This window comes from Embleya sp. L77 (assembly GCF_055557415.1).
This window is the reverse complement of the sequence record NZ_CM145709.1, coordinates 5,758,468-5,779,577: the sequence shown is the minus strand read 5'-3', so window position 1 is coordinate 5,779,577 and position 21,110 is coordinate 5,758,468. Positions and strand designations below refer to the sequence as shown.

The following is a 21,110-nucleotide window of genomic DNA, read 5'->3' as shown; positions in this document are numbered from 1 at the left end:
GACAGCACGGCCGAGTTACCGAGGCACACCGCAGCCAACCCACGGCACCGCGCCACCGCAGTACCCGGCACCACCACCGGCCCGCGCGCCCCCGCGCCACCGTCGCGGACGAGGCCCGGCCCTTCCACGCACACGAATTCACCGACCCATGTCCTCGGGGAGATACGTCATGCCCGCACGCAGGTACACGCTGCCCACCATCGCCCTCGCCGCCGGTCTCGCGTTAGCCGTCACCGGTTGCTCGTCCTCGGACGCCAAGTCCGGTACTACGAAGACCGATTCGGTCAACGTGGCCACGGGCGCCAACGACCCCGGCTCGCCGGGCGGCGAACACGGCTCGGAGCACGGCGCCGAACACGGCGGCGCGGTCCCCGCCTCCGACCGCACCGACACCGGCGCGGCCGAACCCGCGACCGGCGAGGAGACCTTCTTCGCCGCGGGCCTGTCCGGCGCGAACGAGGTCCCCGGCGGCACTGCGGCGGTCGGCGACAAGGACGGCAAGGGCACCGCGCTGGTCCGGATCAGGGGCGACCAGGTGACCTTCGGGATCCGCTGGGAGGGCATCGGCGCGCCGACCGCGGCCCACCTGCACCTGGGCGGCAAGGGCAGGAACGGCGAGGTGAAGGTGCCGTTCTTCGCCTCGGTGCTGCCCGGTACCGCGAACGCGGTCACCGGGAGCGTCAAGGTCACCGACGCCGCGCTGCTGGAGAAGATCAAAGCCGACCCGGCGAGCCTGTACTTCAACGTGCACACCGGCGAGTTCCCCGGCGGCGCGATCCGTGGGCAGTTGGTCGGGCTCGCCCGCCCGGTCGACGTGAACAGCGTGCTCAAGAACGGCACACTGCCCGCCGAGGCGACGGGCAAGCAGGAGGTGCAGAACGCCGAGGGCAAGAAGACCGGCGACCCGAACGGCCGCGCCGACACCTCGGTGCGCCCGTGGGGCAACTGCATCGACTGGTCGTTCGGTTGGACCGGCATGGCCCCACCCACGCTGGGCCACCTGCACAAGGCGGCGGCCGGCAGCAACGGCGACGTGGTCGCCCCGCTGTTCGACGCGAGGGGCGGATTGCCGCAGTCGGTCACCGGCCTGGCCGGCACCGTGGAGGGGATCGACCCGGCCGTGGTCGAGCGAATCGACGCGACGCCCGCGAACTACTACACCAACCTGCACACGGCCGAGTTCCCGGGCGGCGCGGTGCGCGGACAGCTGGAGCGGAAGGTGACTCCGAAGCCGCCGGCGTTGAACCTGTCGGTGGTCGCCGGCAAGCAGATCTACCGGTGCACGACCAAGAACGGCGTCACCGCGTTCACCCAGCTCGATGTGGCCGCCAAGCTTCAGGGCGACCTCAAGCACAGCTTCGTGAACCCGACGGCCGGGCCGCCGCAGTGGATCGCTCCGGACGGCAGCGCGGTGACCGGTGCGGTGGCGACCAGGCTGCCCAACGGCGACGGCAACATCCCCGAGTTGGTGCTGAACGCGACCCGGACCGGCAAGCCGGGGCTGCTCTTCGCCACCACCCAGGTGTTGCGGCTGAACACGCAGGGCGGCGTGGCGCCGGCCGGCACGTGCGACCCGGCGAGCCGGCCCACCGCCGAGGTGCCCTACCAGGCCGACTATCTGTTCCTCGGCTGACCCGAACTGCCGCCCCGGCGGCCCGGGTTGCCCTCTCGGAAAGGCCCCGAGGGGCCGCGCGTCCACCCGCACGCGCGGCCCCTCGGCAGGTCCCGATCCGTTCACCGCATCACTCCGGCAGGGCGACGACCATCTTCCCGGTGTTCTCCCCCCGCAACATGCCCAGGAGCGCGTCGAGGTTGTTCTCGATCCCCTCGACCACCGTCTCGCGGTACTTGAGCCTGCCCTCGCGCAGCCAACCACCGACCTCGGCGAGGAACTCGTCGCGCCTGCCGAAGTGGTCGATCACGATGAAGCCCTGGAGCCGCAGCCGCTTCCCGATCGACAGCGCCAGGTTGCGCGGCGCGGGGGTCGGCTCGGTGGCGTTGTACTGCGCGATCGCGCCGCACATCGCGACCCGCCCGTGCGTGTGCAGCGCGCCGATCGCGGCCTCCAGGTGCTCGCCGCCGACGTTGTCGAAGTACACGTCGATGCCGTCGGGCGCGGCCTTGCCGAGCTGCTCGGCGACCGGGCCGTCCTTGTAGTTGAACGCCGCGTCGAAGCCGTACTCGTCCACGAGCAGCGCTACCTTGTCCGCCGAACCGGCGCTGCCGACCACACGCGAGGCGCCCTTGAGCCGGGCGATCTGGCCGACCTGGCTGCCCACCGCGCCGGCCGCGCCGGAGACGAACACCGCGTCGCCGGGCCGGAACGAGGCGACGTCGAGCAGGCCCGCCCACGCGGTCATGCCCGGCATGCCCAGGACGCCCAGGTAGGCGGACAGCGGCGCGAGGTCGGGGTCGACCTTGAGCGCGCCCGCCCCCTTGCCGTCGACCACCGAGTACTCGCGCCAGCCGAGCCAGTGCTGCACCGCGTCGCCGACCTCGAAGCCGGCCGCCCTGGATGCGACGACCCGGCCGACCGCACCACCCTCCATGGCCTGGTTCAGCCGGAACGGCGGGGTGTACGACTTGACGTCGTTCATCCGGCCGCGCATCGCCGGGTCGACCGACAGGAACAGGTTGCGGATCAACATCTGCCCGTCGGCGAGTTCCGGGATCTCGACCTCGCGCAGGGCGAAGTCCTCCTCCTTCGGCCAGCCCTTGGGACGGGCCAGGATGTGCCATTCGCGGCTGGTGGTGGGGGTCATCGGAAGTGGCCTTTCTCGACGGTGGGAGTGGGTCGGGAGGCGGGGCGTCGGTGCGGCGGTTCGTCTGTCGGTGTGGCTGTCGGTACGTGCGGGCGGCTGTCCATCCATCCGGGTGGCTCGTCCGTCTGCCCCGGTGACGGCCCGTCCGTCGGTGTGTGGCGGTTCGTGCGTCAGGCGTCCACGGACTGCCGGTCCTGCGATACGGACACGACCACGGGTTCGGCCCTGGCGGGTACCCGCTTGAGGCCCGCCAACGCCACCCCGACGACCAGGAGCAGCATCACGCCGGCGATCACGAAGCTCAGCGTGAACCGGCTCTCGGCCGGGATCGGCGGGACGCCGGCAGGCAGCCCCGGGACCGACTCGGAGGCGAGCAGCGAGGTGATCACGGCGCTGGCGATCGAGCTGCCGACGCTGCGCGAGATGGAGTTGATGCCGTTGGCGATGCCGGTCTGGTGGTGCGGCACGTTGGCCACGATCAGCGCGGGCATCGCCGCGTACCCGAAGGAGATCGCGATACCGGTGAGCATGCCCGCGAGGATCACCGACGCGGACGCGCCGTGGCCGAAGGCGAGCCACGCGAAGCCGGCGATGCCCACCAGCGAACCGATCGCCAGGGTCGCCCGGGCGCCGATCCTGCCCACCAGGAGACCGCCCAGCGGGGCCGCGAGCAGCGAGATCAGCGCGCCAGGGAGCAGGTATTCGACCGAGGCACGCAGCACCGACGCGGTGAATCCGTAGCCGGCCACCCGCTCCGGCATCTGGACCAGGTAGGAGATGCCGATGAACTGGCTGAACGCGGCGAAGCCGACGAACAGGCCGGCCAGGTTGGTCAGCAGGACCGGGCGGTGCACGAACATCCGCAGGTCCACCAGCGGGTCGGTGACCCGGCGCTCGACCTGGACCCATACGCCCGCCATCAGCACGGAGCCGACGAAGGCGCCGATGGTCCGGCCGGATGCCCAGCCCCATTCGCGGCCCTGCGAGATGCCCAGGAGCAGCAGCACCAGGAACAGGCCCAGGGTGGCCGCGCCGAGCAGGTCGATCCGGCCGCCCGCCTTGGTGCGACTGGCCGGTACCCGCAGGATCACCGCGAGCAGGGCGACCGCGGACAGGAGCGCGGAGAACCAGAAGACCAGGTGGTAGTTCGGGTCGTCGCCGCGGGTGAGCAGTCCGGTGGCCACCAGCGAGAGCCCGCTGCCGAACGCGAGCGTGCCGCTGATCAGCGACATCGCACCGGGCAACTTCTCCACCGGGAGTTCCTCGCGGATGATCGACAGCGCGAGCGGGAAGATCGCGGTCGCCGCGCCCTGGAGTACCCGGCCCAGGATCAGCAGCGGCAGCGAGGACGTGACGGCCGCCAGCACGGAGCCGGCGATCATCACGATCAGTACGCCGATCAGCGTCGGCTTCTTGCCGTGCTGGTCGCCGAAGCGGCCGAGCAGCGGGGTGAACACCGCAGCGGACAGCAGCGTCGCGGTGGTCACCCAGCCGACGCCGGCGGGTGTGGTGCCCAGCTCCTGCTGGAGCAGCCCGAGGATCGGGATGACCTGGGTCTGCGCCATCGCGACGACCATGGCGGCCAGACCCAGGGCGAGGATCAGCGGGGCACCGGATCGTCGCTTGTCGGCGGAGGCGGGGGCGGTGGCGGAACCGGGGCCGGAAACAGGGCCGGTACCGCTGCCGATGCCCTTGCCGGGCGGGGTGGGGCTCACGGGGTGCTCTTCCTGGGAGGGGACTTCGAGCGGGGCTCGGGACGGAGGCTTCGGGCGACGAGGCGAAGCTTGCCGGCATCGATGGTTGAAGCCTTCAAGTAATACGACGAATCCGACGGTAGACACTCGGAAATTGCTACGTCAAGTTCAAAGGTTGAAGTCCTCAACCTTTTTGCGTTAACTTGGATCCATGAGCAGCACCGCGGACACCGACGCCCCCACCTCCGACACCACGGTCGGCGGCGTCGATCCCACCGACCCGAGCACGGCCGAGATCATGGACGCCATGGCCGCCGTGGGGACCGCGTACTTCCACGACTTCGCCGCCGTGGTCAGCCGGCACGGCCTCACCTCGGTGCAGGCCAAGACGCTCTCCCTGCTCCGCCGCCCGCTGCCGATGCGCGGGCTCGCCGACCGCCTGGTGTGCGACGCCTCGAACGTCACCGGCATCGTGGACCGGCTCGAATCGCGCGGCCTGGTCCGCCGCGAGCCCAACCCCCAGGACCGCCGGGTCAAGAACGTGGTGGCCACCGACGAGGGCCACGCCACGATCCGGCGCATCCGCAGCGAGATGAAGACCACGCGCGCCGCACTCGACGCCCTCGCCCCCGACGAGCGCCTGACCCTGTTCGCCCTGCTCGCACGCCTGCGCCCGGCCATGGAGGCCCCGCACTCCTGACCGCCGCCCGGGCCTTCGTCGCCGCCGACCGGCCGGCGCGACAGGCGCTCGCCCGACCCCGGCCCGCGTGGCTCTCCCCCGTCCCGGATCCCGCGTGCGCCGCCCGACCCCGGCCGACGCCGGCCGCCGAGTCGACGGCGGTGTGGTGTCCGGGTCAGGGTCGGGGGATGTCGGCCAGGCCGCGGATGAAGATGTCCAGGCCGAATTCGACCCGGGCCATCCGGCCGCCGCTGGTCATGTGCGGCTTCAGCGCGGTCAGGGTCGGGAAGCGGTCCCGCGGTAGTGCCTCGATGACCTCGCCGAGATAGGCCTGGGCCATCGCCATCGGATCCTCGCCGTGCTCGGACCGGGACAGGTGCAGCGCGGCCTCGTAGACGTCGGCCGAGATGTAGAGCTGAAGCACGTCCAGCACCCACGCGCTGGCCTGCTCGGGGACACCGCCGCTGCGCATGACGGCCAGCAGCCCCTCGCTGATCCGCAGCGCATTGGGCCCGGAGGGGATCGCCGCCAGCACCGCCCGGCCCAGGTCGTTGTGCGCGGCCAGCACCGCCCGGAAGCCCAGCACGACCTCCTTGAGTTGGGCCTGCCAACGCTCGGGGTCCGGCGCCGGGATCACCACGTCGCCGAGCACGTGGTCCAGCACGAGTTCGAGCAGTTCCTCCTTGCTCGACACGTGGACGTACAACGATGCCGGTCCGGTGTGCAACTCGTCGGCGACCCGCCGCATGCTCACCGCTTCGAGCCCGCCCTCGTCCAGCACGGCCAGCGCCGCCCGGACGATCGACGCCCGGTTCAGCGGCGGGCGCACCGGTTTGGTCCGGCTGCGGCGCCACGGCGGCGTGGGCAGGTCCGGTACGTCGGCACCCGCGTCGGTGGGCGGCCGGCCGGGGGTGGCACCGGGCCCGGTCCGCGACGTTCTCGCCATCTGTTGCCGTCCTGTTTCGATCGGGGGTTGCGAACAGCGTAGTTGAACCGAACACTGACACCTGGAACGAACGGCGATCGTTGCACCGAACACAATTCGTCAAACACGAACACCATTCGTACAGGGAGCGTCATGGACGTCAACACATTCGCGTCGGCGGCACCGCCGATCCCGGCCCCGACCCCGCCTCCGGCGGCCATGCCCGATCCCCGGCGATGGGCGGCGCTCGCCGTGGTCCTGCTGGCCGAGACCATGGATCTGCTCGACGCGACCGTGGTCGGCGTGGCCGCGCCGTCGGTACGGGCGGATCTGGGCGGGGGTTCGACCGGCCTGCAGTGGATCGCCGCGGCATACACGCTGACCTTCGCCGTCGGCCTGATCACCGGCGGTCGGCTCGGCGACATCGTCGGCCGCCGCCGGATGTTCCTGATCGGACTCGGCGGCTTCACCGCGACTTCCGCGATGTGCGCGGGCGCGCCGTCGATCGGGCTGCTGATCGCCGCCCGCGCGGTGCAGGGCCTGTTCGCCGCGCTGACCATTCCGCAGACGTACTCCGTGGTGGTGTCGGTCTTCGCGCCGGCGGAACGCGGCAGGGCCTTCGGCCTGTTCGGGCCGGTGATGGCGCTGGCCTCGGTGGGCGGCCCGATCGTGGCCGGCGCGTTGATCGAGGCGGATCCCGCGGGCACCGGGTGGCGGGCGATCTTCCTGATCAACGTGCCGCTGGGCATCCTGGCCATCCTCGGCGCGCTGCGCTACGTGCCCGAGTCGCGGGCGAAGCAGCGGCCCGGGCTCGACCCGATCGGTATGGCACTGGTCTCGGCCGCGGTGCTGCTGCTGGTGTATCCGCTCGTCCAGGGGCGCGAATCGGGGTGGCCCGCTTGGACGTTCGCCTCGATGGCAGGCGCCCTGCCGGTCCTGGCGGCCTTCGCGTGGTGGCAGCGGCGGATCGCGCGAGCGGGCGGAGCACCGCTGGTGGTCCCGAGCCTGCTCGCCAAGCGTGCGTTCTCCGGCAGCCTGTTGGTCGGCCTGGTGTTCTTCGCCGCGATGAACGGACTGATCCTGGTGTTCGGTCTGTTCCTCCAGATCGGCCTGGGTTGGTCGGCCATCCATGCCGGCCTGGCGAGCACCCCGATCGCCCTGGGCGTGGTGCTCGGCGCGGTGGCCGCGGGCGCGGTACTGGTCCCCCGGTTCGGCCGCACCGTGCTGCACGCCGGCGCCGTGGTGATGGCCGCGGGCGTGGCCGCGCTGTCCTTGACGCTGCATCAGGTGGGCGCCGGCGTCGACGCCGGGCAACTCGCGCCGGCCCTGCTGGTCATCGGGATCGGCATGGGCCTGGTACTCGCCCCGTTCTTCGACATCGCGTTGGCGAGCGTCGACGAGCACGAGACCGGCTCGGCATCCGGGGTGCTGAACGCCAACCAGCAACTCGGCGCCACCCTGGGCGTCGCGGTCCTGGGCACCCTCTTCTTCGACGCCGCCGCATCGGGCGGCGCGGATCGGGCCGGCGCGTACACCCACGCACTGGAGCAGACCCTGTGGGTCGTCGCGGCCGCGCTCGCCCTCGTCCTGCTCACCGCGTTCCTGCTGCCGCGCCGGGCGCGCGCCGCGCAGGAGTAGCCGGGCGGCGCGGCCCGAGCGCACGCGATCTGCGGTCGGCTAACCGGCGTTCGCCGTCGGCCCCGGCTCGGGGGCCGGCGGCGTCCCGGGCGGGATCGTGCCACCGAGGGCGCGCCAGATCAGCGCTGCGGTGCGGTACGGCCAGTCGGCCGGGATCGGGGCGCCCGCGAGTTCGCGGCCGTACCAGGCGCCCGTGCACATCGGCAGGGCGATCTCCAGGTCGGCGTCGGGCGCGAGGTGGCCCTGGCGACGGGCCGACTCCAGGGTGGCCAGCAGGCGGGCCCGGCGCGGCGCGATCACCCGGGACCGGTAGCGGGAGCGCAGGTCCGGGTCGGTGGTGTCCTGGAGCATCGTGCCGACGAGGGAGAGGCGGCCGGGTTTGGAGACGCCGCGCTGGAAGTCGGTCAGCTCGGCCACCAGCGCGGTGAACGGATTGTCCGCGGCGAGGTCGGCGGGCTGCTCCTCGCCCAGCGCGGCGACCACCGCCGCGGCGAGTTCGGCCTTGCCGGGCCAACGGCGGTACAGCGCCTGCCGGGTGGTGCCCGCCTCCTGCGCAACCGCCGCGAGCGACATCGCGACATACCCGTCCCGGGCCAGATGGCGTCCGGCCACGGCCAGGATCCGGGCGTCGATCGCACTGTCCCGGGCGCGACCGGAACCGCGGCTGGCACTTTCCATTTCAATACACTCCTGTATTGTATTGCTTGTGTGGCCTTGAAGCAGCACCGCACCAAGACAGGGGTAGCGAGCGTGACCATCGTGTTCAACCGTCCCATCATCCCGTCGCGCCGACCCATCGGTTGCACGCCATGACCGGCACGCCGATCGAGGTCCGGCTGCGGGCGGTGCTGACTCGGGCCCGGGTTCTCGACCACGAACTGACCGGCCGGATGATCGACGCCGACGCGGCCGAGCCGCTGCGCGACACGGTGATCCGACCGTTGACCGAGGCACTGCTCGCGCTGGGCGGCGACCCCACCGGCCCGGAGCCGGTCGACGCCCTCGGCGCCGATCGGGATCCGGCGACGACGGTCCGCGAACTGGCCTCGGACGTCACCCGGTTGCGCACCGAGATCGTCGGCGAACCACCGCCGGCCCTGCCCGAGGCCGCGGCGGCGCTGCAGCACCTGGCCTGGCTGTTCGCCGACGACGACGCGAGCCGGGCCGCGCTGGTGGCCGAATTCGCGGCGCTCCAGGCCGAGTTGCCCACCGGCATCCGGGTTGCGCCGGACGGCCCGTACCTGGTGACCAACGCGACCCGGGTCACCGACCGGCTCGGCGAGCCGATCCCGGTGTTGCCGCAGACCGCGCTGTGCCGGTGCGGCGAGTCCGCCACCAAGCCACTGTGCGACGGCAGCCACGCCCGGATCGGCTTCAGCGGCGCCAAGGATCCGGCCCGGGTGCCGGACGAACGGCACCACCATCGCGGCGATCCGGTCACGGTGACCGACAACCGCGGCCTGTGCGCACACTCGGGTCTGTGTACCGACCGGCTGTCCGCGGTCTTCCGGCAGCGGGAGGAGCCGTTCGTGGCGCCGTCCGGCGGGCGGATGGACGAGATCGTCCGAACCGTCCGGGCCTGCCCGTCCGGCGCCCTGGACTACCTGCTCGACGGGCGGCAACCACCGCCGCAGCAGCGCGAATCGGCGATCGAGGTGTCGCTGAACGGCCCGTACCGGGTCACCGGCGGGATCCCGCTTGCGGGCGCCGACGGCGAGCCGGAGCCGCGCGGGCCTGGTGCCCCGACCGAGCACTACAGCCTGTGCCGGTGCGGCCATTCGCGGAACAAGCCGTTCTGTAGCGGCATGCACTGGTACGTCGGTTTCGCCGACCCGCCGCCTTCGGCCGAACCCACCCTCTACGAATGGGCCGGCGGATTGCCCGCGCTGACCCGGATGACGCACATCTTCTACGACAAGTACGTCCCGCAGGACCCCTTGCTGGCCCCGCTGTTCGCCCGGATGGCGCCCGATCACCCGGAGCGGGTGGCGGCCTGGCTGGTCGAGACGTTCGGCGGACCCAAGCTCTACACCGAGCGCTACGGCGGCTACGACCACATGGTCGGCGAGCACGCCGGCAAGGCGCTCGAGGAGGAATGGCGGGCCCGCTGGGCGCAATTGATCAGTCTCGCCGCCGACGACGCGGGCCTGCCCAGGGACGCCGAGTTCCGCGCCGCGTTCGCCGGCTACGTCGAGTGGGGCTCGCGGATCGCGGTGGAGAACTCCCAGCCCGGCGCCCGCCCACCGGCCCACATGTCGGTGCCCCGCTGGTGGTGGGTCTGCGGTGCCACTGCCGGTGCCCGGGTGTCCGCCCTGGCTCCGCCGCCGAGCGAGGAGACGACCGGCGCGCCGCTGCCGGCCGCGGACGAGGCGATCGGCTACGCCGCACACATCAAACCGCTGTTCCGGGACATGGACCGCAAGTCGATGAGCTTCATCTTCGACCTGTGGTCGCACTCCGACGTGAGCACGCATGCCGAGGCGATCCTGGCCCGGCTGCGCCAGGGCACCATGCCGTGCGACGGCGCCTGGCCGGCCGACCGGGTGGACGCGTTCGCCCGCTGGGTCGACGACGGCATGCCCGAGTAGCTCACCCACCATCGGCCGGCGGTCCGCGCCACGGGGGCCGACCGCCGGCACCCACCCCGCCGATCGGCTCGATCCGGTTGGTTGCCCGACGACTTCGGGTGTGTACCGATTCCTCGACAGCCGCCACGCGCCGACCCAAACCGCGAATGCCCGCAGTACGCTCGGCGAACGTAGGAAATCGGTGGTGCGGAGGCATGCGGACGTGACATCCATACCGGCGCGGGACGCGGGGGACGGCGACGAGAAGGCGTGGCGGCTGCCTCGTCTCGACGAGGTCGAGAGTCGGTTGTCGCCTGCCCGCATCGACACGAGCATTCCGCACACCGCCCGGATCTACGACTATCTGCTGGGCGGCAAGAACAACTTCGCGGTGGACCGCGCGACGGCGGACGCCATCGTCGCCGCCATCCCCGACCTGCCGGTCACCCTCCAGCTCAATCGGCTCTTCCTGCGCCGCGCGGTGCGCTACGCCGCCCGACGGGGCATCCGCCAGTTCCTGGACATCGGCACCGGCATCCCCACCTCGGGCAACACGCACGAGGTGGCACACGAGATCGCCCCGGACGCCCGGGTGGCGTACGTGGACAACGACCCGATCGTGCTGGTGCACGGACGGGCGCTGATGACCGACGCCGGACCCGGCCGAACCACCTTCACCCAGGCCGATCTGCGCTCGCCCGAGGACATCCTGTCCGCGCCCGAGGTGCTGGAGGTGATCGACTTCGGCGAGCCCGTCGCGCTGATGCTGGTCGCGATACTGCACTTCATCCGGGACGACGAGAAGCCGCACGAGATCGTCGCCCGGCTCCGCGACGCGCTTCCGGCCGGCAGCATGCTGCTGCTCTCGCACGCGTCCTTCGACGCCAACCCGAGCCAGGGCCGCATGGGCGCCGACGGATGGAAGAACGCCTCCGCGGAGATGACCATGCGCAGCCACGACGACATCCTGTCGATGTTCGCCGGCTTCGACCTGGTCGACCCGGGCCTGCGCACCCACTGGAACCCGGACGCCGAGCCGGACCACCCGCTGGACACGGTCGAGAACGTCTGGGGCTACGGCGCGGTCGGCATCAAGCCCTGACCGCCGAGGCCCGGGTACGGCCCGCCGGGGGTACCCGACGGGCCGTGGTCCCGGATGGAGGGGATCACCCGGTCTCGCCGGCGACCACCGGACGGAGCGGTGGCTCCGCCGCCGGTTCGGCGCGCCGGCCGATGATGGATTCGGCGATCTCGCCGCTGCGGATGGCCAGGTTCGACAACAGCGAGGAAGTCAGGCCGTGGGTGTGCTCGGTGCCGCCCTGGAGGTAGATGCCGCAGCTCAGCTCGGGAGCGGTGAGCAACCGGTAGTCGCGGGCGACCCGGTACCGGCCGCTCTCGTCGCGCAGGCAGTGCCGGTCGAGGTCGCCGAGCAGTACGGTCGGCTCCATCGCGTCGTATCCGGTGGCGAACACGATCGCGTCCACGTCCAGTTCCCGCGTCTCGTCGGTCGGCAGGGACAGCAGTGACACCCGCGTCTCGTCACCGGCCCGCTTGACCTGGTCGACCCTGGTCAGGTTGAGGAAGCGCAACCGGTCGAGGCCGCGCACCTCTTCGTCGTACGAGCGCCGGTACAGGTCCCGGATCACCTCGTCGTCGACCACCGAGTAGTTGGTGTTCCGGTGGTAGTGCCAGAACGCCTCCCGGGAACGATCCGTCCCGAAGAAGTAGGTGTCCACCGCCCCCGGGTCGAAGATCTGGTTCGCGAAGGGGGTGTCGTCGGCCACGCAGTAGCCGTAGGACGGAATGATCGAGTAGACCTGCGCGTGCGGCAGTTCGTCGTACAGGTAACGGGTGATCTCGGCCGCGCTCTGACCCGCGCCGACCACCGCCACGGTGTTCAGCTCGGACGGGTTCTTCCGCCTGTACCTGTCCAGGAACTCCGAGCTGTGCCAGACACGTTCGTCGCGCTGCACACCCTTGGGCATGCGCGGCACCAGGCCGGTCGAGATCGCCACGTTGCGCGCGCCCACCACCCGGGTCGTGGAGCCGCTGCGGACCTCCAGTTCCACGTACGGCTCGGCCGCTCCGGCCTCGGTCGCGGCCGGCAGCCGGATCCCGGTGACCTCGGTGCCGTAGCGCACCCGGTCGGTGAAGCCGGCCGCCGCCCATTCCAGATACTGGTGGAATTCCTGGCGCGTCGGAAAGAAGTCCTGGTTGTTGACGAACTGCGTCAACCGGCCCGACGCGTGCAGATACGAGACGAAGCCGAACGGCGACACCGGATTGCGGAACGTGGCCAGATCCTTCATGAAGGAAATCTGCATCGTCGTCGCGGGCAACAGCATATTGCGGTGCCAGCCGAACGAGGACTGTCGCTCGAAGAACATCGCCGACGGCCCCGACCGACTGCTGCCGGCACCCTCGGTTCGATACTCGTCCAACGCAATGGCCAGCGACAGATTGGACGGGCCGAAACCGATGCCCACCAGGTCGTAGATTTCGCGTGCAAAAGTGCCCATAGAAAACTCTCCCGCTAGCGTGGCGGCGACCGGGACTTCCGTATCTTGGACGGGTCGGTCACGGAAACCAAGAAGAGGACCCTGGTCGGGGATCACGATGAACATCATCCGACGTGCCCACGCTCCCACGTTTCTCGACCGGTCGTACGAGGAACGCATTCGGTATTGCGTCGAGGGGCACCGCAGCTTCAACTTAGAGGGGCCGGGCAAACCTTTCAAGGGACTCGGCCCGTAATACAAACGACCTGCGCCGTCCTGCCGACAGGACAACGCTCCGGTCACCCGTACGGCTCACTCGCATCCGTACACCGAACCGCCGACTTCTCTGCCGAAGCCGTAGTGCACGCGGCCGTCGCCGCACCGGAATACCGAGAGGGTGAGTTCCGGATTATCGTTCCCACGCAGTATCACGAGCCGGGCGGTTCACGGCTGTTCGAATCGCTCCGCGGTAATCCACCGGCGTTCCCGCCACCGAACGGCGGCCGGGCCGGGCCGGAGCGGACCGAAGGGGCCCGCGCTCGCGAGCACGGGCCCCGGAATCGTGCCGCGCCGAACCGCCTCGAACGGTTCGTCCGGCTCGATCACCCCGTGTATTTCGATCACCTGCCGTCAGGCGTTGACGCTCGCCTGCTCTTCGACTTCCTCCAGGACCCGCTCCGCGGCATTGTCCAGCGTCGCGAGCACCCACTGCTCGAAGTCGATCCCCGATTGTTCCGCGGCCTTGTACCACCACTGGATACGGTCCCCCGGCAGCGCGAGCCGACGGGTCGCCTCGGCCTGTCGGACGTCCTGCCCCTCGGCCGCCGCCCGAACGTCGCGGATGGCACCGCGTAACTGCTTGGTGGTCCAGTTCATCTCTTCGGCACGGTCCAGCCACAGTTCCTGTTCGGCAACGGGCAGCGAGGCCAACTCGGCGTGATGCTGGAAACTCAATGCCGATCGCCGACGATTGAACTCGAAACGTCGCGAGACCCATGCATAATTTCTCAGCGTCTGGTAGCTTAACCCAGCCGCGCGTATCCCACGCTGGTACAGGTCGGTATAGTGATCTTTCCCGTATACCAACCAGTCGCCGAGCCACCACGACGAAGAATCCAGGATTCCAGAGAGTTTGCGTCCGGCCTGCTCCCAGTCCTCGAAGGTCATGTCGGCAGGTATTTGCAAGCCCACTTTTGTCGTGAGCAACCGGCCGTGATGCGGATGGTCCCCCACGCCTCTTCGCGGTCGGGGGACGACCCCCGGGCCCGAGTGAAGCTGCGCCTCTCTCGCGCTTTCATGATTTCTGGTTTGATTCGCCACCATGCCTCCATGTGAGTGCACGTTCGAACAAGCGAATGTTGCGCAGGTCATCCCTCTTGCGCAGCTCGTCGCCACGGGGAGCCCCGCCATGGGCGGTACACCAGACATATCCGGTATGTATTCAGCCGACCGTCGATCCCACCGGCGCGGCCGGGCACGATTGACACCCTCCGATCGCTCCCGGCCGGATGGTCGAAGGTCCGGGCTCCACGTGCGTACGACCGTGCCGCGCGGTCTGCGGGATCGCGCGGTCGGAAATGGCCGACATGTGTACGAATACGTGCATCAACGACTCGCCCCGTTCGCCTCTTCACAGATCCCCGTTGGCGTTGCGGCTACCGGCGTCACGCCCTGCCGGCACCTGAAGATCCACATTCAATGTGGTTCTCTTCGACGGCCTACCCGAGTAGATCTCAGCGACTCCCGGAAATCAAGGAACCGACCACGGGTTGTTTCGGAGAGATACCGACCCCAGCCGCTCGGTAGTCGATCATCTCATTCCGCGCAACGGCGAAAAAGTTTCGACCAACCGGATTGTGTCGGGGCCCGGCCATTGATGATGCGACCGACCGAGTTCGCGGGGCGGTCACTATAAGGTGCGCAACCCGCTGCGGCTCGAAAACCGGGCCGTCTTGACGTCTTCCTAACGATGCCGCGAGGCATGTGTCATCGCACATTCACGAACGAGCCACATCGGGAATGACTTCGGCCATCCGGCCGGATTTCCGGGCGACCCGTTCGCGTGCGGATCGTGCCGGTCGAACGATCGGATCCGGCCGGCGGGCTCGGCGCCGAACCGGAGTCGCGCCCTCCCCGTCCGGGGCAGCGCGGTGGAAGACGGCCGATCGGAGTGCGGACGAGTCGTGCGTCCACCGCCAGCCTTCCGAATCGGGCGGTTCGGGCGACCCGAGCCCCCGGATGCCCGGGCGGCCGGAAGCCGATCCGGGTGGGCGAGCGGGTAGTCGGGGATCGGACGCGTGCTCGTTCCGCAGGACCCACGCGGCCTCGGCCGATGCACGGCCGGCCGGGCTCGAAGGCAGGGTGCACGAGCCCCACCACGAACCCGGGCACCGGCCTCGCGCAATTGCACGGATCCGGGCACCGGCTCCCCGGCGAACTCGTCGACGGCCGCCGACGGCACATCCGGCGACGTCGACCGGTCCCGCGGACATCGGCGGCGCCCCGCAGCGTTCGACCGAGCGGGGCCTGCGCCCCGCCTCGACCGGCGGCGAGGGGTCGGACCCGAGGTTGTCGACATACCGCCCGAGTTCCATTCCGGCATGGCGTCGCGCGCGGCCGCGCCGGCACGCGCGCAACGCATAATGCGCGATGGAATTACCCCAACCGATCCCGTCGAAATCGTGAATATCCATTTCCCGCGGTTGTCCCGTCAACGGGACGAGTGCGGCCCGCACCCCGTGCTAGCTTCGGCCCGCGGCGATCCCGCTCTTATCCGGCATGCCCGCATCGGGTACACGTCGTGTTTCCGTCCGGTCGAACACACCGTTTTACGCCGGCATTGATTTCGCCCCGGACACAATCACGGAGAACAAGGGAATCAAGGTGACCCACACAGACATCGAACAGACTTCGAACGACAACCGCATCGCTCGGCCGCGGCGTTTCCTGATGTGCCGGCCGACCTACTTCGACGTCACCTATTCGATCAATCCGTGGATGGATCCGAACGTGCCCACCTCGGCGGACACCGGCCTGGCCCAGTGGAAGGGGCTGCACGATGCCTACGTGGCACTCGGGCACGACGTGTCGTTGATCGAACCGGTGCCCGGCCTTCCGGACATGGTGTTCGCGGCCAACGGCGCGACCGTCGTGGACGGCAAGGTGCTCGTCGCACGGTTTCGCCACCATCAGCGCGCCGACGAATCACGCGCCTACCTCGACTGGTTCCGCGCCGGTGGGTGGTCCGAGGTGCGTCAGGCCGAGAGCTTCAACGAGGGCGAGGGCGACTTCCTCTACGTGGGCGGCGAGCTCCTGGCCGGCTGCGGCTTCCGCAGCGACCTGCGCGGACACCACGAGGCACAGGAGTTCTTCGGCGTCCCGGTGCTCAGCCTGACCCTGGTGGATCCCAGGTTCTACCACCTGGACACCGCGCTCTCCGTGCTCGGCCCCGGCGAGATCATGTACTACCCGCAGGCGTTCTCACCCGACAGCCGGCGCCGGCTGGCCGAGCGCTTCCCCGACGCGATCCTGGCCGACGAGGCCACCGCCGCCATGTTCGGGCTCAACGCGCTCTCCGACGGCCGGCACGTGTTGCTGCCGGAGCGGGCCGTCGAACTCGTCGGTCCACAGCTGCGCGAGCGCGGCTACATCCCGATCGGGATCGACCTGACCGAGTTGCTCAAGGCCGGCGGCAACGCCAAGTGCTGCACGCTCGAACTGCGCGGCTGAGCGGCCCGACGCGGGCGGGCGGCTCGTCGAGGCCGAGTCCCGTCGACGGGACAGCCCTCCGGCGGCGCCGGAGTCGTCCGGGTCGGCGCGCCCGACCGCCGGCCCGTTCACCGTATTCCCAGCGGTGGATACCCGGCGATTCGGCCGAGCACGGATAACGGATTTCGAATCGACAACCGAATCGGACCCGGATCGAGGTCCGGATCGGGGCCCGGGTCGAGGTCCGAATCGGGTCCGCACGGGATCGACCGAATTCCCGGACCGGCGCCCGGATTAGGCCGACCCGTCGGTCCCCGTCCGTCGACTTCCCGTCGGGAAGCGCCCCCGCTCGCGCAATACCGTTCGGCGGCGGCCCGATTCCTCTTTCGGCCGGGCCGGCCATCGGGCCGGCCATCGAGGCAATCACCTCGGAAATATCGCCGGCCGGAGAATCCGTCGTTATTCGGGGCGACCGGAGGAGCCCGCCCGGCCGAAACGACCGAGAGAAGCCGAGGGCCCGGCCCGTCACCTGGTGACGGGCCGGGCCCTTCGCTCGTGCCGCACAAGCGCCGGCGCCCACGCGGCGAGCCGGGTCTCGCTCGGCGAGCGCGAAGGTGAGCCAGGTCCCCGGGTCCGGGCCGGCAAGCCATTCGAGGCGACCCTCCCTCGGCATCGGATGACGCCAGGTGGCACATCTTGGCACCATCCGGCGTCGGCCGGCGTCACCCGGCACCAAGGCACGGGAGTGCTCATGGCGCCACCGCCATCCCGGGACGCCGCCTTCACGTTTCCGCAGATCAGCGCGACCAAGGTCGAACGGACCCCAGATAAGGCGCCACCCCGACTTGCAGGTGTCGCCATGATGGTGCCATGATGGCGCTATGGACCTCACGCCGTACGTCGACATCTTCCGCCCCGAGTTCGCGGTGGCCGCCGAAGCCCCCGGCTCGGTCGACATGCGGCCGCGCAGGCTCGACCCCGACCCCGACCCCGACCTCGCGCCGCCGCGGCCCGCCGACGACGGCGCCAACGAGGCGGACGTCCGCCGCACCGGGGCCTGACCCCGGAAGCACCGGCCTCGACTCACCCACTCCCCCACCCACTCCAGCCTTCGAACGGGAGGGCCCATGCCTTCTGTCATGCCCACATCCAGGCCGGGCGACAGGGACCCGGCCCCGGCCGCCGTCTCCACGGTCGGTCTGCGCAAGTCGTACGGCGACAAGACCGTCCTGGACGGCATCGATCTGCACATCCCGGCCGGTTCGGTCTTCGCCCTGCTCGGGCCCAACGGCGCCGGCAAGACCACCGTCGTGAAGATCCTCTCCACGCTCATCTCCGCCGACGGCGGGCAGTCCCGGGTCGCGGGCCACGACGTGGCCACGTCACCGGACGGCGTGCGGGCCGCGATCGGCGTCACCGGGCAGTTCTCCGCGGTCGACGGGTTGATCACCGGCGAGGAGAACATGCTCCTGATGGCGGACCTGCACCACCTGTCCAAGCGCGAAGGGCGGCGGATCACCGCCGAGTTGCTGGAGCGATTCGACCTCGTCGAAGCCGCCCGGAAGCCCGCGCAGAGCTACTCCGGCGGCATGAAGCGGCGCCTGGACATCGCCATGACCCTGGTCGGCAACCCGCGGATCATCTTCCTGGACGAGCCGACCACCGGTCTGGACCCGCGCAGCCGGCACAACATGTGGGGGATCATCCGCGAGCTCGTCTCCGACGGCGTCACCGTCTTCCTCACCACCCAGTACCTGGACGAGGCCGACGAACTCGCCGACCGCATCGCCGTGCTCAACGACGGCAGGATCGCCGCCGAGGGGACCGCCGACGAGTTGAAGCGGCTCATCCCCGGCGGCCACGTACGACTGCGCTTCTCCGACCCGTCCGCGTACCGGTCCGCCGCCTCCGCGCTGCACGGCATCACCCGGGACGACGAGGCGCTGTCGTTGCAGATCCCCAGCGACGGCAGCCAGCGCGAACTGCGCTCCATCCTCGACCGGCTGGACTCGGCCGGCATCGAGGCGGACGAGCTGACCGTGCACACCCCCGACCTCGACGACGTGTTCTTCGCCCTGACCAGCAGCACCACCCGAGCCAAGGAGGTCGTGCGATGAGTTCCCTCTCCCTCGCCGTGCGCGACTCGTCCACGATGTTGCGGCGCAATCTGCTGCACGCGCGGCGCTACCCGTCCCTCACCCTGAATCTGCTGCTCACGCCGGTCATGCTGCTGCTGCTCTTCGTCTACATCTTCGGCGACGTGATGAGCGCCGGCATCGGGGACGGCGGGGCGGACCGGTCCGAGTACATCGCCTACCTCGTCCCGGGCATCCTGATGATGACCATCGGCGGCACCACGATCGGCAGCGCGGTGTCCGTGGCCACGGACATGAACGAGGGCATCATCGCCCGCTTCCGCACGATGGCGATCCATCGCGGTTCGGTGCTCATCGGGCACGTCGTCGGCTGCGTGCTCCAGTGCGTGCTGAGCGTGGTCCTGGTCGGGGCCATCGCGGTGGCCATCGGGTTCCGGTCCACCGACGCCACGGTCGTGGAGTGGATCGCGGCGTTCGGCCTGCTCGCGCTGTTCTCCCTGGCGCTCACCTGGATCGCCGTCGGGATGGGCCTGATCAGCCCGAACGCCGAGGCGGCCAGCAACAACGCGCTGCCGCTGATCTTCCTGCCGCTGATCTCCACCACCTTCGTCCCGCTCGACTCGATGCCGGGGTGGTTCCAACCGATCGCCGAATACCAGCCGTTCACCCCCTCCATCGAGACCCTGCGCGGGCTGCTCCTCGGCACCGAGATCGGCAACAACGGGTGGCTCGCGATCGGCTGGTGCGTGGGGCTGACGGTGCTGGGCTACTTCTGGTCGAAGGCGTCGTTCAACCGCGACCCGCAGTAGACGGACACGAGCGCGCGGCCTGCGTCCCGCAGCACACCCGCCCCGGGGCGGCGTACTCCGACACCACGTCGGCGTCCGCCGCCCCGTCTGCGCTCTCCGCCGTCGTCCGGGCCCGAGCGACACCCGGCCCGGGCGGCAGCGGCTCCGGCGATGGCGCACCCGGTCTCGGGTCCGGGCGAATCGGTGGCGGCGGGACCCCTAGGGTGTTCCTGTTCCGGGAGCGGATCTCGGCTACGGGGAGGAGGCCGGTCGGGGATGTCCGATGTGGACGTGCCGGGGTCTGGCCCGCCGGGTTCCGGCCCGCCGGGCTCCGACGAGGAGACCAAGTTCGTCACGATGCTCTATCGCGAGTACTCGCGGCCGTTGCTCGCGGTCGTGTCGCGACTGAACGGCGGCGATCGGCAACGGGCCGAGGACAGCGTGCAGGAGGTGCTGGTCCGGGCCTGGCGCAATCGCGCGAAGCTGGATCCCGCCGCGCCGCTGCTGCCCTGGCTGGTCACCGTCGCGCGCCGGCTGGTCATCGACGAACAGCGGGCCCGCGCGGCCCGCCCGCCGGAGGTCGGCGACGAGCCGTTGGCCGCGCTGCCCACCGGCGACGAGGTGGACCGGCTGCTGCGTTCGGTGGTGGTCGGCGACGCGCTGGACGCGCTCTCCACATCGCACCGGGAAATTTTGATCGAAACGTTCTTCCGCGACCGTACTGTCAATCAGGCGGCCGACGTGCTCGGCATCCCGGCGGGTACGGCGAAGTCACGCGTGTACTACGCACTGCGCGCCCTGCGGGTCGTCCTGGAGGAGAGGGGGGTGTCGGCATGAGCATCCAACCCGAACACGCGGATATCGCCGCATATGCCCTCGGCCTGCTGGAGCCGGCCGACCGGGACGCGTTCGAGGAACACCTGGCCACGTGCGACCGGTGTCTCGACGAGCTGGCCGATTTCTCCGGCATGGCCACGCTGCTGACCGAGCTGCGGGACGAGGGAGTGTACGAACCGCCGGAGTCGTCGGTATCAGCGCCGCCCGCAGCGCCCGCGTTGCCGGCCGAACCGACGCGTGCGCCCGGACCGGTCCTTGCTTCGGCGCCGGAACCGACCGCGACGTCGGGGGCGGCACCGACCCCGGCCGCCGAGTCGGGACAGGTGGACGAACTCGGCGCGCGGCGGGCCGCCCGACGTCGGTCCCGACCGGCGCTCCTGGTCGCCGCGTGCGTCGCGCTGCTCGTGATCGGCCTGGGCGCGGGGGTGCTCACGGGCCGGACCTGGTTGAAGAAGGACTCGTCCACGTCCGCGCAGAACGTGGACCCGATCGCGGCCATCGCCAGGAACGGCACGACCGTCGGCGCCACCGATCCGCGCACCGGCGCGGCCGCCCGGCTCGCCCTGGAGAGCAAGGCGTGGGGTACCGACCTCGCGCTCGAACTGCGGAACGTGCGCGGCCCGTTGCGGTGCTCGCTGGTCGCGATCGGCAAGGACGGCAAGGAGCAGCAGATCTCGAGTTGGACGGTCCCGCCGAAGGGCTACGGCGTCCCGGGTTCGGAGGCGCCGCTGGTCATCCGGACCGGCACCTGGACGCCCACGGACCAACTCGCCCGCTTCGACGTGCGCATCGCCGACGGCGGGACGTTGGTCGGCGTGTCCGTCTAGGCCGTGTCCGGTGGATCTTGGTGGATGAGGTCGCGTCGTCTGGTGCCGTGGCTCGGCGTGCCGGAGAAGCAGCCGCATAGTGGTTCTATTC

17 protein-coding genes are annotated in these 21,110 nt (G+C 70.5%); 11 read left to right on the top strand and 6 right to left on the bottom strand.

The window, feature by feature from the left end; translation table 11 throughout:
* The first annotated feature begins 169 nt into the window (after window positions 1–169).
* Complete coding sequence (locus tag ACZOOI_RS24715) at window positions 170–1,633, top strand: CHRD domain-containing protein (protein WP_465277878.1); 1,464 nt, start codon at window positions 170–172, stop codon at window positions 1,631–1,633.
* 109 nt (window positions 1,634–1,742) lie between these two features.
* On the opposite strand, the gene ACZOOI_RS24710 is transcribed toward ACZOOI_RS24715, so the two are convergent.
* Both ACZOOI_RS24710 and ACZOOI_RS24705 read right to left on the bottom strand, forming a co-directional pair.
* Window positions 1,743–2,762, bottom strand: coding sequence for an NADP-dependent oxidoreductase (locus tag ACZOOI_RS24710; RefSeq protein ID WP_465277877.1), 1,020 nt, complete (start codon window positions 2,760–2,762; stop codon window positions 1,743–1,745).
* Window positions 2,763–2,932: 170 nt separating this feature from the next.
* A complete protein-coding gene (locus tag ACZOOI_RS24705) occupies window positions 2,933–4,477 on the bottom strand; it encodes an MFS transporter (RefSeq protein WP_465277876.1) in 1,545 nt (514 codons plus the stop codon).
* Between the two features lie 190 nt (window positions 4,478–4,667).
* Between ACZOOI_RS24705 and ACZOOI_RS24700 the strand changes: the two genes are divergently transcribed.
* Complete coding sequence (locus ACZOOI_RS24700; protein ID WP_465277875.1) at window positions 4,668–5,156, top strand: MarR family winged helix-turn-helix transcriptional regulator; 489 nt, start codon at window positions 4,668–4,670, stop codon at window positions 5,154–5,156.
* 154 nt (window positions 5,157–5,310) lie between these two features.
* On the opposite strand, the gene ACZOOI_RS24695 is transcribed toward ACZOOI_RS24700, so the two are convergent.
* Window positions 5,311–6,081: a TetR/AcrR family transcriptional regulator gene (locus ACZOOI_RS24695; protein ID WP_465277874.1), complete on the bottom strand. Its 771-nt coding sequence runs from the start codon at window positions 6,079–6,081 to the stop codon at window positions 5,311–5,313.
* Between the two features lie 132 nt (window positions 6,082–6,213).
* Here ACZOOI_RS24695 and ACZOOI_RS24690 point away from each other — a divergent pair, with 132 nt between their 5' ends.
* On the top strand, window positions 6,214–7,698 hold the full coding sequence (locus tag ACZOOI_RS24690; protein ID WP_465277873.1) for an MFS transporter: 1,485 nt from the start codon (window positions 6,214–6,216) through the stop codon (window positions 7,696–7,698).
* 39 nt (window positions 7,699–7,737) lie between these two features.
* On the opposite strand, the gene ACZOOI_RS24685 is transcribed toward ACZOOI_RS24690, so the two are convergent.
* Window positions 7,738–8,376 (bottom strand): TetR/AcrR family transcriptional regulator, encoded by a 639-nt coding sequence (locus ACZOOI_RS24685; RefSeq protein ID WP_465277872.1) that lies wholly within the window; start codon window positions 8,374–8,376, stop codon window positions 7,738–7,740.
* 131 nt (window positions 8,377–8,507) lie between these two features.
* On the opposite strand from ACZOOI_RS24685, the gene ACZOOI_RS24680 reads away from it, so the two are divergent.
* Together ACZOOI_RS24680 and ACZOOI_RS24675 are read left to right on the top strand one after the other, a co-directional pair.
* On the top strand, window positions 8,508–10,286 hold the full coding sequence (locus ACZOOI_RS24680) for a CDGSH iron-sulfur domain-containing protein (protein ID WP_465277871.1): 1,779 nt from the start codon (window positions 8,508–8,510) through the stop codon (window positions 10,284–10,286).
* A gap of 202 nt (window positions 10,287–10,488) precedes the next feature.
* On the top strand, window positions 10,489–11,367 hold the full coding sequence (locus ACZOOI_RS24675) for an SAM-dependent methyltransferase (RefSeq protein WP_465277870.1): 879 nt from the start codon (window positions 10,489–10,491) through the stop codon (window positions 11,365–11,367).
* Between the two features lie 64 nt (window positions 11,368–11,431).
* On the opposite strand, the gene ACZOOI_RS24670 is transcribed toward ACZOOI_RS24675, so the two are convergent.
* A complete protein-coding gene (locus ACZOOI_RS24670) occupies window positions 11,432–12,784 on the bottom strand; it encodes a lysine N(6)-hydroxylase/L-ornithine N(5)-oxygenase family protein (protein WP_465277869.1) in 1,353 nt (450 codons plus the stop codon).
* Between the two features lie 609 nt (window positions 12,785–13,393).
* Window positions 13,394–14,086, bottom strand: coding sequence for an LmbU family transcriptional regulator (locus ACZOOI_RS24665; protein ID WP_465277868.1), 693 nt, complete (start codon window positions 14,084–14,086; stop codon window positions 13,394–13,396).
* Window positions 14,087–15,646: 1,560 nt separating this feature from the next.
* On the opposite strand from ACZOOI_RS24665, the gene ddaH reads away from it, so the two are divergent.
* The 6 genes from ddaH (at window position 15,647) to ACZOOI_RS24635 (ending at window position 21,019) form a co-directional block, all read left to right on the top strand.
* The gene (ddaH, locus tag ACZOOI_RS24660; protein ID WP_465277867.1) at window positions 15,647–16,492 is read left to right on the top strand and encodes a dimethylargininase; all 846 of its coding nucleotides are present in this window, start codon (window positions 15,647–15,649) and stop codon (window positions 16,490–16,492) included.
* Between the two features lie 860 nt (window positions 16,493–17,352).
* On the top strand, window positions 17,353–17,532 hold the full coding sequence (locus ACZOOI_RS24655; RefSeq protein ID WP_465277866.1) for a hypothetical protein: 180 nt from the start codon (window positions 17,353–17,355) through the stop codon (window positions 17,530–17,532).
* A 78-nt stretch (window positions 17,533–17,610) separates the two neighbouring features.
* The gene (locus ACZOOI_RS24650) at window positions 17,611–18,588 is read left to right on the top strand and encodes an ATP-binding cassette domain-containing protein (RefSeq protein ID WP_465277865.1); all 978 of its coding nucleotides are present in this window, start codon (window positions 17,611–17,613) and stop codon (window positions 18,586–18,588) included.
* Window positions 18,585–19,376, top strand: a complete 792-nt coding sequence (locus ACZOOI_RS24645; protein WP_465277864.1) for an ABC transporter permease — start codon at window positions 18,585–18,587, stop codon at window positions 19,374–19,376. The genes ACZOOI_RS24650 and ACZOOI_RS24645 overlap by 4 nt, the downstream gene beginning before the upstream one ends.
* 255 nt (window positions 19,377–19,631) lie before the next feature.
* The gene (locus ACZOOI_RS24640; protein ID WP_391587664.1) at window positions 19,632–20,192 is read left to right on the top strand and encodes a sigma-70 family RNA polymerase sigma factor; all 561 of its coding nucleotides are present in this window, start codon (window positions 19,632–19,634) and stop codon (window positions 20,190–20,192) included.
* Window positions 20,189–21,019, top strand: a complete 831-nt coding sequence (locus ACZOOI_RS24635; protein ID WP_465277863.1) for an anti-sigma factor family protein — start codon at window positions 20,189–20,191, stop codon at window positions 21,017–21,019. Before ACZOOI_RS24640 ends, ACZOOI_RS24635 begins: the two co-directional genes overlap by 4 nt.
* Window positions 21,020–21,110 lie beyond the last annotated feature (91 nt).